Annotated in this window: 13 protein-coding genes; 9 read left to right on the top strand and 4 right to left on the bottom strand. The window is 41.2% G+C overall.

What is annotated here, in order from left to right:
- Positions 1–264 precede the first annotated feature (264 nt).
- Genes rfbA through wecB form a run of 4 tightly spaced genes read right to left on the bottom strand, consistent with a single transcriptional unit; the run spans position 265 to position 4,632 of the window.
- Positions 265–1,125 (bottom strand): glucose-1-phosphate thymidylyltransferase RfbA, encoded by an 861-nt coding sequence (rfbA, locus tag BCV39_RS10215; protein ID WP_102431269.1) that lies wholly within the window; start codon positions 1,123–1,125, stop codon positions 265–267.
- Positions 1,125–2,213 carry a dTDP-glucose 4,6-dehydratase gene (gene rfbB, locus BCV39_RS10210; protein WP_102431270.1) on the bottom strand — a complete coding sequence of 363 codons (1,089 nt, stop codon included), beginning with the start codon at positions 2,211–2,213 and terminating at the stop codon, positions 1,125–1,127. The genes rfbA and rfbB overlap by 1 nt, the downstream gene beginning before the upstream one ends.
- Positions 2,213–3,490: a UDP-N-acetyl-D-mannosamine dehydrogenase gene (gene wecC, locus BCV39_RS10205; RefSeq protein ID WP_102431271.1), complete on the bottom strand. Its 1,278-nt coding sequence runs from the start codon at positions 3,488–3,490 to the stop codon at positions 2,213–2,215. Before wecC ends, rfbB begins: the two co-directional genes overlap by 1 nt.
- A 17-nt stretch (positions 3,491–3,507) precedes the next feature.
- Positions 3,508–4,632, bottom strand: a complete 1,125-nt coding sequence (gene wecB / locus BCV39_RS10200; RefSeq protein ID WP_102431272.1) for a UDP-N-acetylglucosamine 2-epimerase (non-hydrolyzing) — start codon at positions 4,630–4,632, stop codon at positions 3,508–3,510.
- A gap of 944 nt (positions 4,633–5,576) precedes the next feature.
- Between wecB and BCV39_RS10195 the strand changes: the two genes are divergently transcribed.
- The 9 genes from BCV39_RS10195 to BCV39_RS10155 all read left to right on the top strand — a co-directional run bounded on the left by BCV39_RS10195 (position 5,577) and on the right by BCV39_RS10155 (position 14,066).
- The gene (locus tag BCV39_RS10195; protein WP_102431273.1) at positions 5,577–5,822 is read left to right on the top strand and encodes a hypothetical protein; all 246 of its coding nucleotides are present in this window, start codon (positions 5,577–5,579) and stop codon (positions 5,820–5,822) included.
- Positions 5,803–7,158, top strand: coding sequence for an AMP-binding protein (locus BCV39_RS10190; RefSeq protein ID WP_102431274.1), 1,356 nt, complete (start codon positions 5,803–5,805; stop codon positions 7,156–7,158). Before BCV39_RS10195 ends, BCV39_RS10190 begins: the two co-directional genes overlap by 20 nt.
- Entirely contained in the window at positions 7,158–7,880 is a 723-nt protein-coding gene (locus BCV39_RS10185) for an SDR family oxidoreductase (protein WP_102431275.1), read from the top strand. Before BCV39_RS10190 ends, BCV39_RS10185 begins: the two co-directional genes overlap by 1 nt.
- 9 nt (positions 7,881–7,889) lie before the next feature.
- Positions 7,890–8,627, top strand: coding sequence for a hypothetical protein (locus BCV39_RS10180; protein WP_102431276.1), 738 nt, complete (start codon positions 7,890–7,892; stop codon positions 8,625–8,627).
- Positions 8,628–9,262: 635 nt separating this feature from the next.
- Positions 9,263–9,697: a rhodanese-like domain-containing protein gene (locus BCV39_RS10175; RefSeq protein WP_012603060.1), complete on the top strand. Its 435-nt coding sequence runs from the start codon at positions 9,263–9,265 to the stop codon at positions 9,695–9,697.
- A gap of 99 nt (positions 9,698–9,796) precedes the next feature.
- Complete coding sequence (gene secB, locus BCV39_RS10170) at positions 9,797–10,264, top strand: protein-export chaperone SecB (protein WP_009847959.1); 468 nt, start codon at positions 9,797–9,799, stop codon at positions 10,262–10,264.
- Positions 10,265–10,442: 178 nt separating this feature from the next.
- Entirely contained in the window at positions 10,443–11,489 is a 1,047-nt protein-coding gene (gpsA, locus tag BCV39_RS10165; RefSeq protein ID WP_102431277.1) for an NAD(P)H-dependent glycerol-3-phosphate dehydrogenase, read from the top strand.
- A 316-nt stretch (positions 11,490–11,805) separates the two neighbouring features.
- Positions 11,806–12,627, top strand: coding sequence for a serine O-acetyltransferase (gene cysE, locus BCV39_RS10160; RefSeq protein WP_009847961.1), 822 nt, complete (start codon positions 11,806–11,808; stop codon positions 12,625–12,627).
- 287 nt (positions 12,628–12,914) lie between these two features.
- On the top strand, positions 12,915–14,066 hold the full coding sequence (locus BCV39_RS10155) for a peptidoglycan DD-metalloendopeptidase family protein (RefSeq protein ID WP_102431278.1): 1,152 nt from the start codon (positions 12,915–12,917) through the stop codon (positions 14,064–14,066).
- Positions 14,067–14,165: the final 99 nt, after the last annotated feature.

The raw sequence follows: 14,165 nt of genomic DNA, 5'->3' as shown, positions 1-14,165 counted from the left end.
TTTCGATAAAAATCGAACCTTGACAATAAAATTATCACACAAAAATGTAATAACATTTAACTCACTCTAAATCATTCTATTCATGGAAATATAAATAACCTTAGTGTTGAAATACAACCCAGCGGTATCTTAAATATAATAATAAATTATATATTAAAATTTGACACTTAATTTATTATTAATTCTAGGTTAGATCATACCGTGTATAAGTTATAAGAACTCAACACTTCGATTAAAAATTAAATATCAATGAACTTTCATTACTCATATTAAATTTTTTAAATATTGTCCATAGCTATTTTTCATCATCGGTCTTGCTAAGACTTCTAATTGCTCTTTAGTTAGCCAGCCATTATTAAAAGCAATCTCCTCTAAACAAGCAATTTTATACCCTTGACGCCTTTCTATTGTTTCAACAAACATTGCGGAATCCAATAGTGATTCATGCGTACCAGTATCTAACCAAGCAAATCCTCGTCCTAACAGCTCAACATTTAACTCGCCTTTTTCGAGATAGGCTTGATTAACACTTGTTATCTCAAGCTCTCCACGCTCCGATGGTTTTACTTTTTTTGCAATATTAACAACGTCGTTATCATAGAAATACAAGCCTGTTACAGCAAATTTTGACTTTGGTTTGACAGGTTTCTCTTCGATTGAAAGTGCCTTCATATTTTCATCAAAATCAACAACCCCAAACCGTTCAGGGTCTTGAACTTGATAACCAAAAACTGTCGCACCAGAACTTTTAGAAGCAGCGTTTAAAAGAAGTGGAGAGAAGCCATGTCCCCAAAAAAGGTTATCACCTAATACTAAACAAACAGAATCATCACCGATAAATTCTTCGCCAATAATAAATGCCTGAGCTAAACCATCAGGGCTCTCTTGAACCTCATAACTTAAATTGATTCCAAAATCACTACCATCACCCAGCAAGCGAATAAAACTATCTTTATCATCAGGAGTTGTAATAATCAGAATATCTTTAATACCAGCAAGCATTAACACCGACAGTGGATAGTAGATCATCGGTTTATCATAAACAGGTAATAACTGTTTCGATACGCCTTTAGTAATTGGATAGAGACGCGTTCCCGAGCCACCAGCTAATACAATACCTTTCATTACTTCATATCTCCTGTTACTACACCTAGACGCTCGCGTTGGTAACTACCATCTTGCACATTTAGACACCACTTGGAGTTGTCTAAATACCATTGTACTGTCTTACGAAGACCCGTTTCGAAAGTCTCCTCCGGTGTCCAACCTAATTCTCGTTGCATCTTAGATGAGTCGATAGCATAGCGGCGATCGTGACCTGGGCGATCTTGTACATACGTTATCTGCTCAGCATACTTAGTGTCTTTTGGAACTAACGTATCAAGGATGTCACAAATAGTGTTAACAACTTCAAGATTCTGCTTTTCGTTGTGACCACCAATATTGTAGGTCTCGCCTACTTTGCCTTCGGTCACGACTTTGTAGAGTGCTCTAGCATGGTCTTCTACGAACAACCAGTCACGAATTTGGTCACCTTTACCGTATATAGGAAGGTCTTTTCCTTCCAACGCATTAAGAATAACCAGTGGGATCAATTTTTCAGGGAAATGATACGGGCCGTAGTTATTTGAACAGTTAGTGACGATAGTTGGCAAGCCGTAAGTACGCAGCCATGCGCGAACTAAATGGTCACTTGATGCTTTTGAAGCAGAATAAGGACTAGATGGTTCATAAGATGTCGTCTCCAAGAACATTGGGAGCTCTGTACCTTCAGGAACTTCATCAGGGTGAGGAAGGTCGCCATAAACTTCATCTGTAGATATATGATGGAAGCGAAACTCTGCTTTTGCTTGATCTTCGAGTTTATTCCAGTACTCGCGTGTCGCTTCCAATAACGTATATGTTCCAACTACATTCGTTTCAATAAATGCAGCAGGACCAGTGATAGAGCGATCAACATGCGACTCAGCAGCTAAGTGCATTACCGCATCCGGTTTATGCTCAGCAAAAACACGGTCAAGCTCTGAGCGATTACAGATGTCTACTTGCTCGAATGCATAACGTTCATTTGAATCAACATCGACAAGTGACTCTAAGTTACCCGCATAAGTGAGCTTATCAACGTTTATAACGCTGCTCGATGTATTACTGATAATATGTCGGATAACTGCTGAGCCAATAAAGCCGGCACCACCAGTAACTAAAATTTTCATTATGCCCATACTCCCTTTGTATCCACAATAACGAGGTTCTCTGGTAGCTTTTGTAATTTCTTAAACTCTGAGTGATCAACTAACAAGACAGCTATGTCCGTTTTATTAATTGCTTCCTCTAATTCAACTAGTTTTGCATTATTAGAAAATGAAGATGAAAGCTTAGATATATTTGGTTCAATAAAGCTAACTACTGAAGGGTGCTCTGCTGCAATTTTTTGAGCTATCGATAATGATGGGCTCTCTCGCAAATCATCAATATCAGGTTTGAATGCAAGACCAAAACAGCTAATACGTACGTCTGAAGCTGTTTTAGTCGGATTTGCCTGTAGAAACTCTGCAACAGCTAGTTTTACTTTATTAATGACCCATTCAGGCTTTGCATCATTCACTTTTCGCGCTGTGTGTATAATTTGTGCTTCAACTGGTGTTTTTGAAACAATGAACCAGGGATCAACTGCGATACAATGACCACCTACGCCTGGCCCTGGTTGTAAGATATTGATTCGAGGATGACGATTTGCTAAAGATATTAATTCCCACACATCAATATCTAACTTATCGCAAATAACTGACAATTCATTCGCAAAAGCAATTTGCACATCACGACAACTATTTTCGGTTAGTTTGGCCATTTCTGCAGTACGTGCATTAGTAATAACACAATCGCCCACAACAAAGTTTTTATATAGCTCCACTGAACGCTCTGAACAACGTTTTGAAATACCACCAATTACTCGATCATTTTCAACTAGTTCACGAACAACATGACCAGGCAAAACACGCTCAGGACAATGCGCAATATTTACATCCGCTTGTTCACCAACGCGTTGTGGAAAACTTAGATCAGCACGAGCTTCGGCTAGCCAATCAGCCATCTGCTCAGTCGCACCAACAGGAGATGTTGATTCTAAAATAACTAAATCACCTTTTTTTAGAACAGGTGCAATGGCTTTGCTCGCTGCCTCAATATAACGAAGATCTGGCTCAGGTACTTCGCCTTTAGCACATTCTTTAAAAGGAGTAGGTACAGCAATTAAAAATGCATCTGCCGGCTCAGGTTTTATAACCGCTTTTAGGTAACCTTCAGTTACGGCTGCCTGCACTAGCATATCAAGATCAGGCTCAACAATGTGTATTTTACCTTGGTTAATAGTGTCCACTGCATGTTGGCTAACATCTACCCCAATCACTCTTAACTTTCTTGATGCAAACATTGCTGCTGTCGGTAGCCCGATGTAACCTAAGCCTACAACTGAAATTGTTTCAAAAGACATTATGCTTCCCTAAAGTTCTATTTTGCTAATTCGTTCAAAATTATTTTGCAAGCCTGCCCATCCCCGTATGGGTTGTGTGCAAAACTCATTGCTTGATATGCAGCTTTATCAGTCAATAAAATCTGTAAGTTCGCTGTAATCATATTTATATCCGTTCCAACTAACTTAACAGTACCCGCACCAACCGCCTCTGGTCGCTCGGTCGTATCGCGCATTACCAATACCGGTTTACCTAAAGAAGGCGCTTCTTCTTGAATACCACCCGAGTCGGTTAAAATGATGTGCGCGCGACTCATTAAATAAATAAATGGCAGATACTGTTGAGGTTCAATCAGATGAATATTATCGATACCAGCTAATATACGATTGACTGGTTCACGGACATTAGGATTTAAATGCATCGGATACAGGATTTGTGTGTCCGGGTGCGCTTTAGCAGTGATAGCAAGCGATTCACAAATGCGCTCAAAACCGCCACCAAAACTTTCACGGCGATGGCCGGTAACCAAAATTAACTTTTTGTTTTCATCTAAGAATGGAAATTGAGCAGAAAGCTTGGCGTTCAAATTTCTATCAGAATCAATTCTGTCCTTTACCATCAGCAAAGCGTCAATTACGGTATTACCCGTTACTGAAATATCTTCTTGATTAAAGTTCTCTTTTAAAAGGTTCTCTTTGGATGTTTGAGTTGGTGTAAAATGATATTTGGTTAAGGCGCCCGTTAATCGGCGATTACCTTCTTCTGGCCACGGTGAGTAAATGTTACCGGTACGAAGGCCAGCTTCCACATGACCTACTGCGATTTGCTCGTAGTAAGCCGCTAGGCTAGCAGCAAACGTCGTTGCGGTATCACCATGCACTAAAACCACATCAGGTTTAAAATCTTCTAGCACTGGTTTAAGCTCTAACAAAATACGCGCGGTGACTTCGTTGAGCGTTTGACCGACTTTCATTAAGTTCAAATCATAGTCTGGCGTGATTTCAAACAACTCTAAAACTTGGTCAAGCATTTCACGGTGTTGAGCGGTAACACAGCACTTTGCTTCAAAGCGATCATCTGTCGCTAGAGCATGAACAAGAGGTGCCATTTTGATGGCTTCTGGACGTGTGCCAAAAACCGTAAGGATTTTTTTCTGGGTCATCTTATGAAGTTTCCAACCGGCAGGTGAAATTAAATGATTGATTTTTATAGCTTCTAGCCTCGGTCAATTTTAAGACACTGAGACACTTTTTATTCATTTTAAGACAGTCGACTTTCGCCTATCTCTTATAAAGCCTAAATTTTGCTTATTTTAAAAAACCGCCCCAATAGGCCGTAAACGCCTCTTGTTCAACCTTTAGGTTTGCCATTCATTTGAATTTGGGTACGCTACCGCCCTTAGGTTTGGCTCCTAAAGGCAAGATGGTGCTGCTTTTATGCAGTTCCATACGGTTCTAATTAGTATTCTAACGTCAATTTTAGCAACATACGCGTGTATTAACCAGCGTATTCCTTTGTCTAACTTGCCAGCCTGTGACTACTTACTCACCCAACGAAAACATTGTTCGTTTTGCAAGTACTTAGAGCCTATAAAGCACCAGCCTTCTTGTGTCGTATCGCAATAGCGTTTTCTATAAAAATATCCGTCTTCTTAAAAAGCGGCTTTGCTTTATACTGCTCGAGAAGGGAATAGTGGGATCGAACTTTAGTATTGAATACAAATAACTTTAATTTCAATATGACTTTTTATGATAGTCACGATTAAGGAGGCGACCAATGGCAATGGATGCTTTCGACTTTGAAAATATATCGTAGTAAGAAGTGCTTGGATCATGACTTGCCACCTAGACACTTGAAGTCACTGATTTCGTTATCAGAAAATTCTGACTATGTAGCTTTGGCATCGGTAGGGGGAAGAAGCGATCTAAGTAATGACGTGGTCGATTTAAACTTCCTTATCATCATAACTTATTGTAAGCAATAGCATTACCGATAAAGTGACACGAGCATGAATTGGGACGTCATATCATTTTTGTTTTCTATTCTTTCAGTTCTCTAGAGTGATATAGTATCCTACACATATCAAGTTTTTAATCGGTGGTTAATATGAAAAATATTATTTTAGAAAAATTCAATGAGGCTCTTGAGCAAACAGATGTAGAGCAACGTTACGAAGATATTCGTGATGACCAGATTTTACTGGAAAGTGGATTAGACTCTCTAGGATTTGCAATCCTAGTTGCTCTACTTGATGAAGAGTTAGATTTAGACCCATTCCAACAAATGGAAGATGCTGTATATCCAACAACCTTTGGTGAATTTGTAGAGATTTATGAAAAGTACTCTGTATAAGCAAAATTGTTTGATTGATCTTGTAAAACGAGTTCCTCTCGATAGGGTTTTTCTTTCGACACCTACATCATCTTATACCTATAGCGATGTCGTTGAACTAAGCGATAACCTCAGATCAAACTACTCTCAACTAGCTAATAAAAACTGTGCCATTATTTCTGATGATCGAGAATCTTTGGCGCTACTTTTACCTGCGATAGACTCTATTTGCGGTAGTGTATTCCTGTTACCTAAAGACGCAGAGGGACACGAAGAGATATTCTACCAGTCGGCTGACATCCATTACGTCATAAACTTATCTGCAGGGAAAGTGTCCGATGTAAAAGTAGTATCAGATCAACAGCCAACCCAAAATGAGCAAGTAAAAACCTATATTCTCGCTACATCTGGAACAACGGGTACGCCAAAACTGGCCAGTTATTCGTTAGCTACTTTGCTCGCAACTGCAAAGAATGATATCAAGCGAGGAGAGGAGTTTACTTGGGGCTTAACCTACGATGTGAATCGATTTGCGGGTTTGCAGGTTTATCTTCAGACACTGGCTGCTGGTTCGGCGCTTGCCGTACCACCAAGCACAGCAAATATGAATGAGATCATTACTCTATTTGTACGCTCTTCAGTGAACTGTCTATCTGCGACACCATCTTTTTGGCGCAAAATGTTGATGGAGCCTGAACACAGAAAACTTCCATTAAAACGTATTACTCTGGGAGGTGAAATCAGTAACCAGAGTGTACTTTCAGCATTGGAGCAATGCTACCCTTCTGCGATGATCATCCACATTTACGCCTCTACTGAAGCAGGCGTAGGTTTTGTTGTTAAGGACAAAAAAGAAGGCTTCCCCTCGTCATATTTGCACGATGATTCAACTCTAGCGTGCCAATTAAAAATTATTGATGGCAACTTATGGATCAAAAGTAATAACGGCTGCTCTAAGTTTGTAAGAGGCAATTTAGATATTAATGATGAAGGGTTCATTAATACGGGGGATATGGTCTGCCTCGAAAATAAGCGGGTGCTTTTCCAAGGGCGTGAAAGTGGATCAATTAACGTCGGTGGCAACAAGGTTATGCCTGAAAAAGTAGAGTCTGTACTTGAACAACACTCGCACGTAGTAATGGCAAAGGTTTTTTCAAAAGCTAACCCAGTGCTTGGAGCTCTCGTAGCTTGTGAGGTTATTATTGGTGATAGTGCAAAAGAGCTACCACCTAAAGATGTTAAGCGAGAAGTCTTATCATTCTGTAAAAAAAGTCTTCAATCATTTGAAATACCAGCCTTGTTTAAAATTGTTGAGACAATCACAACCAATGCGACTGGTAAAAAGGTAAGAAGTTAATGAAAAATGTCATCATTACAGGCTGTGCAAAAGGGCTTGGTTTAGAAACATCGAAAATGCTTGCAGAAGCTGGATACAAAGTAATTGGTATTAGTCGTACGCCAACCAATGAATATCAACAATTGCAAGCAAGTTATCCTGAAGCTGTATTCTTTTATCAGTTTGATTTTGCAGAGGTTAAAAAAATCTCAGAATTAGTCAAACTGGTTACTCAAGAGCATGGACGCATTTTTGGACTAATCAATAATGCCGCTTTAGGACATGATGGCGTATTGGCAACAATGCATGAATCTGATATTTCATCACTCTTAAAAGTCAATGTTGAAGCACCGATCTTATTAACAAAATATGTATCTCGCTCTATGTTACTTAACCGTGGTGGGCGTATTGTCAATGTTGGCTCAATTATTGGTTCTACGGGGTTTAACGGTTTAAGTGTTTATGGTGCAACCAAGTCAGCGCTTAGTGGTTTTACCAAATCATTAGCAAGAGAGTTGGGTAAATCCCAAATAACAGTGAATACGCTTGCTCCTGGTTACATGGAAACAAACATGACTGATGGTCTTGTTGGAGATAAGCTAGAAAAAATCAAAAGACGTAGTTGTTTAGGTCGTCTTGCCAATGTTAGAGATGCAGCAAGCATGGCTTTATTTTTGTTATCTGAAGATGCTGCGGGTATTACGGGTGCAACATTTACCGTTGATGCAGGTAGTACTGCCTAAGGAGGGTATATGATTAAAGGTCGTTATACACCATGGGATGAAAGAGCGTTAATGGTTAGTACCTTCGAAATCCAAGATATTGACTATAGTAGTGAAAGAGAATGCTTGCATAGCTTAAGTAATAATGATTTTTGTAACGCAGAACTGATTTATGGTCGATTCCCTGCAAAGAACCTGAAAATTAAAGAGCTAATGCTAAAATCAGGATATTTTGTTTCAGAGACTAGCTTCATTGTTACATTAAATAATTTAAAGTCTTTTAATTTGCCTAGTATTTATTCAAGAAGAAAGATTGATGTGTCTATATTAAATACATCTGAATACCATGAGGTTGCTGAAATTTCTAAGGATATGTTTAATCACTCTAGGTTTCATGAAGACCCATTTATACCTAAAAATCATGCTAATGACAGGATGTCATTGTGGGTTAAAGACTTAGCAAATCAAAACGTAACGTGTTTGGTTAATAAGTCAACTTCTGGTGCAATTATATCATTTATGATATTTAAAGTTGTAGGTTCTAATGCTGTTGAATTGATTTTAGGCGGAAGTAAAAAAGGGCATGAACTTCATTCTCCTTTCTTTTGGGGCTCTGTTATTAATTATCTTAAAGAAAGTAATTACTCAAAGGTTTCAACAACAATATCTGCAGCTAATAGTGGTGTTTTATCTTTGTATCAGAGCTTAGGGTTTAAGATAACAGAAGTTAACATTGACTATCATAAGCACGTTAAACCTGTAACATAAAATTTGTTGTCCGAAATAGTGGGAGGTTACACTTTTGCAATCTCCCTGTATTACCTTTTAATTTATGTGGACGCTGACAGTTCCCCTAATAATCACTCTAGCCCTGCGTTGTGTGAACCTTTGATATCCGAACATTAGCCACGGATATTGGGGGTCGTTAATTTGATACCTCCGATGATTTGACACCTCTCTATCTAGACGAGGTAAAGGACATAACAGAAAAGAGGTTCGTGACGTTTATGTTTTCCCAGCAGCTTTCCGCGAAATACTCAGATAAAAGTGGTCTGTAGTTATTGTTCATACTCTATGGCCTGTTTGGCTAATAGTCGTTTTAGCTTTTCATTTTCAACGGCCAGTTATTTTTCCTATCGCTGATATTCCTATTCCTATTCCTATTCCTTTGCCAACTTTACGCCCCCCATAGATTTGAGGTTACTATAAATAGCTATCGTCCCCCCGTGACACCGACTTTCTCGGCTAGCTTAAAGAGCTTCGGCTTTAAATTCAGGAGTATATTTACCTCTCGAGACAAGGAGAGTTTACACCACTACATGCTTCCTCTGTATTCTCTTATCCTTTCTCGCTATACTCTTGACCTATAAATTTTCGCCCAATAACGAGTAAGAGTTCAAGATATGCAAGAGTTAGTTCCATTTGTTCAAGAGAATATGATTTTAGCCATCGTATGGATCGGCTTGGTTGTTGCCATCATTGCGAACGTTATCAAGACATCAAACGCAGCCTACAAAGAGATCACGGCAGCGCAAACCACACACATGATTAACCGTGAAAACGGCATTGTGGTTGATATTCGTACTAAAGATGAGTTCAAAAAGGGCCATATTACGGACGCAGTTCACATTTTGCCTTCAGACATCAAAGCAAATAGCTTTGGTAGCCTTGAAAGCCACAAAGCAGACCCAATCATCGTAGTATGCAAGACAGGTCAAACAGCTCAAGAAAGCGCGAACTTGCTGGTTAAAGCAGGTTTCGAAAACGTAAGCGTACTGAAAAGCGGCTTAGTGGCTTGGAGCGAAGCTAACCTTCCTTTGGTTAAAGGTAAGAAATAGGTTCAAGGCAAGAAGCGGCTGACCGATAAACTAACTTTCAGGCTTTGTTCGATAAATATAATGAACAGAGTCTAATTTAAAATTTTTAAGGACAAGAAAATGGCTGAAGCAGCACAACAAGACGCACAACAAAACTTCGCAATCCAACGCATCTTCCTGAAAGACGTCTCTTTCGAAGCGCCAAACTCTCCAGACATGTTTCAGAAAGAGTGGAATCCAGATGTAAAACTGGACCTAGACACTCAAAGCCGTGAACTTGGCGAAGGCGTTTACGAAGTAATCCTACGTTTAACGGTTACAGTTAAGAACGCAGAAGACACTGCATTCCTTTGTGAAGTTCAACAAGGCGGTATCTTCTCTGCAAGCGAAATGGAAGCTGGTCAACTGGCTCATTGCCTAGGCGCATTCTGCCCGAACATCCTGTTCCCATACGCTCGTGAAACAATTTCTAGCCTAGTGGTTAAAGGTACGTTCCCACAACTGAACCTAGCTCCAGTAAACTTTGATGCTTTGTTCATGAACTACCTACAAAACCAAGCTCAACAAGCTGAAGGCGAACAGGCTTAAGTCTCAAAGTAGAACTTAACTCTAACGATTCAAGCGCTAGTTAGCTTTTAAATGCACATCGCAACTTCTGCGATGTGCATTTTTTCTTTACACTGTACTAAGATTGAAAGCTCTTCTTACTTTAGTAGAAAGCTTTTCCAGAACTCTTCGATTTCCCTCATTATTTTTAGGTGGAAGCATGACAGAAACAACTCACCCGACTAACACGGCAGACGCTTACGGTAAAGAGATCACTATGACTGTAATTGGCGCAGGCTCTTACGGAACCTCTTTAGCGATATCTCTAGCGCGTAACGGTGCAAACGTTGTTCTTTGGGGTCATGACCCTGTTCATATGAATCGCCTTGAATCAGAGCGTGCGAACAATGAGTTTCTACCAAATATAGAATTCCCAGAAAGTCTTATCATCGAGTCAGATCTTGAGAAAGCAGTAACAGCAAGTCGCGACCTTCTCGTTGTCGTTCCTAGCCACGTATTCGGCGTCGTGCTTAACAGCATTAAACCTTACTTAGCCTCAGACTCTCGCATCTGTTGGGCGACCAAAGGCTTAGAGCCTGAAACCGGTCGTTTACTTAAAGATGTCGCGCATGATGTGCTTGGTGATGGCTACTCACTAGCTGTTCTATCAGGACCCACCTTTGCCAAAGAGTTAGCGATGGGCATGCCAACAGCAATTTCAGTGGCTTCACCAGACGAAAACTTCCTAGAAGAGCTGCAAGAAAAGATTCACTGTGGCAAAACATTCCGCGTGTATGCAAACTCAGATTTCATTGGTATGCAGCTTGGCGGCGCAGTGAAGAATGTTATCGCAATTGGCGCTGGCATGTCGGATGGTATTGGCTTTGGTGCTAATGCACGTACCGCACTCATCACTCGCGGTTTGGCTGAGATGAGTCGCTTGGGCGCAGCACTTGGCGCACAACCAGAAACCTTCATGGGCATGGCTGGATTGGGTGACTTAGTACTGACATGTACCGACAACCAATCACGTAACCGTCGCTTTGGCTTGGCTTTAGGCTCAGGTAAAGACGTCGACACGGCCCAAGAAGAAATTGGCCAAGTTGTCGAAGGTTATCGCAACACCAAAGAAGTTTGGTTATTATCAGAACGCATGGGCGTTGAGATGCCAATTGTTGAACAAATTTATCAAGTGTTGTATCAAGGGAAAGATGCACACTTAGCAGCACAAGATCTGCTTGCTCGAGACAAGAAGTCAGAAAGATAGAAAAGCGGTAGAGAGATTCGAGTAAACGAGATGCGAAAAGAGTAAAAGCAGAAACGAGATTCGGGTAATCGAGATGCGAAAAGAGTAAGAGCAGATACGAGATTCGGGTAAACGAGATGCGAAGAGAGTAAAAGCGGATTGAGCGCTTAAAGAAGGCTGCTTTTCGTTACTCGTATATCGCAACTCTAATCTGTTCTTTACATCTCACTCTTCGTATCTCGAATCTCGGTTACTCGCACCTGCTCTTATAGCTCTTATAGCTCTTCGCATCTCTCATCTCGCTACACGTATCTGGTTTAAAGGAATGGATGGTAAAATGAAACACTGTGAACAACAAAAAGTTTGGCAATGCATTGTGAAGGAAGCTCGACAGCAGTCGGAGCAAGAACCTATGCTTGCGAGTTTTTATCATGCCACGATTATCAACCATGAAAGCTTAGGCGCTGCACTCAGTTACATCCTCGCAAATAAGCTAAAAACAGCTTCAATGCCCGCAATGGCGGTCCGTGAAGTGGTTGAACAAGCATTCAAGCAGGATCAATCGATTATTGATGCTGCCGCTTGTGATATTTGCGCGACGGTAAATCGAGATCCTGCGGTCGAGATGTACTCGATGCCTCTGCTTTACCTGAAAGGCTACCACGCTCTGCAAGGCTACCGAGTGGCTAACTGGTTGTGGAAGCAAGGCCGTATCGCACTTGCCACTTACCTACAAAACCAAATCTCGGTTGCTTGCCAAGTGGATATTCACCCAGCAGCTCGTATCGGTAAAGCTATCATGCTCGACCACGCGACAGGCATTGTAATTGGTGAAACCGCCGTCGTTGAAAATGATGTATCGATTCTTCAAGACGTGACCCTTGGTGGTACAGGTAAAGAAGGTGGCGATCGTCACCCTAAAATCCGCGAAGGTGTAATGATTGGTGCCGGCGCTAAAATCCTCGGTAATATTGAAGTGGGCGAAGGTGCTAAGATTGGCTCTTGCTCTGTGGTTCTACAAGCCGTGCCACCTCATACGACAGTCGCTGGGGTTCCTGCAAAAATTGTCGGTAAACCGAAAACAGACAAACCCTCTTTAGATATGGATCAAGGGTTCAACGGTCGCTCGCAAAATTTCATCCATGGTGATGGGATTTAAGAGCAGATGCGGGAATCGCGTAACCGTGATACGAAAAGACTAAGAGCAGATACGGGATGCGAGTAACCGAGATGCGAAAAGCTTAAAAGCAGATGCGGGATTCGAGTAACCGAGATGCGAAGAGCTTAAAAGCAGATGCGGGATTCGAGTAACCGAGATACGAAAAGACTAAAAGCAGGTTCGGGGTTCGAGTAACCTAATACGAAAAGACTAAGAGCAGGTTCGGGATACGAGTAACCGAAATGCAAAAAGACTAACAGCAGCTGTTGATAATGAATAAGAGCAAAATGACGATAATGATGAAACAAATTCGAGCTATTAGCCGGACTCTTTTGATATCAGCCAGCCTTTGTGTTGCTCTTTTATCTACATCGTCATTTGCCGCCTCTCAGGGGGAACTGAAAGGCGTGTCGAGTGAAATATCTCGCCAACAAAAAAACCTATCCTCACAGCAGAAAAAGCTCGATAGCCTGCAAGCAAGCCTCAAGAAACAAGAGCTATCCATCGCTTCGCTTGAAAGAGCGATTCTAGACAGTAAAAGGCAACTCAATACGGCCAATGCAAATATTGCCAGCTTAGACACCAAGATTAAATCGCTTACGGCTCAGAAAAAAGTCCATACCGATAAGTTAGAGCAACTGATTCAGACTTACTACATGACTAGTCGAGCTAAAGCTTCTTCTCACATCCTCAACACAGGTGTGGAAGAAGATCGCATCAGCCACTATTACCAACACCTTGCCAAAGCTCGCTCCGCAACAATCAAAACGATTGAACAGACGCAACTTGAATTAGAAGAAAGCCACAAACAGCGTCAACTTGAGCAAGAACAGATAGCAACACTGCTAAAACAGCAAACCACCAAGCGCGACAAGCTATCTAAGACTCAAACGCAGCGTAAGAAAACCGTTGGCAGCATCAAGAAAAACATCTCGGGCGATAAGAATTACTTGGCGGAGCTTCAGCGAAATGAAACTCGCCTGAAAGCTGAAATAGCGAAAGCAGAGAAAGCGGCTCGCGAGAGACGTAATGCAATCCCTATGGATGGGTTAGCCAAACGTAAAGGTAAACTGCCTTGGCCAATCAAAGATAAGGTGCTACATAACTATGGTTCACGCCAAACGGGCCAAATTAACTGGAAAGGCATGGTGATCAACGCCAAGTACGGTCAGCAAGTAAAATCCGTTTACTCAGGCACGGTGGTCTTTGCCGAGTATCTGCGAGGTTATGGTTTAGTGGTACTGCTTGACCATGGTAAAGGCGATATGACGCTCTATGGCTTTAACCAAGCACTTTTAAAGAAAGAAGGTGACAAGGTTAAAGCGGGTGAAGCCATCGCACTTGCTGGTGACACTGGCGGCCAAACTCGCCCATCACTGTACTTTGAAATTCGCAGAAACAGCCAAGCTCAGAATCCGAAGAGTTGGTTAGTTAGGTAAGAGCAGATGAGGGATGCGCAGATCTCAAAAACAGATACGGGATTCGAGTAAACGAGATTCGAAGAGCTTAAAAGCAGATGCGGGATGCGAGTAACCGAG

It is taken from the genome of Vibrio sp. 10N.286.55.E10 (genome assembly GCF_002872555.1).
In the GTDB taxonomy this organism is placed as follows: Bacteria; Pseudomonadota; Gammaproteobacteria; order Enterobacterales; family Vibrionaceae; genus Vibrio; species Vibrio crassostreae.
This window is presented reverse-complemented; position numbering and strand designations above follow the sequence as displayed.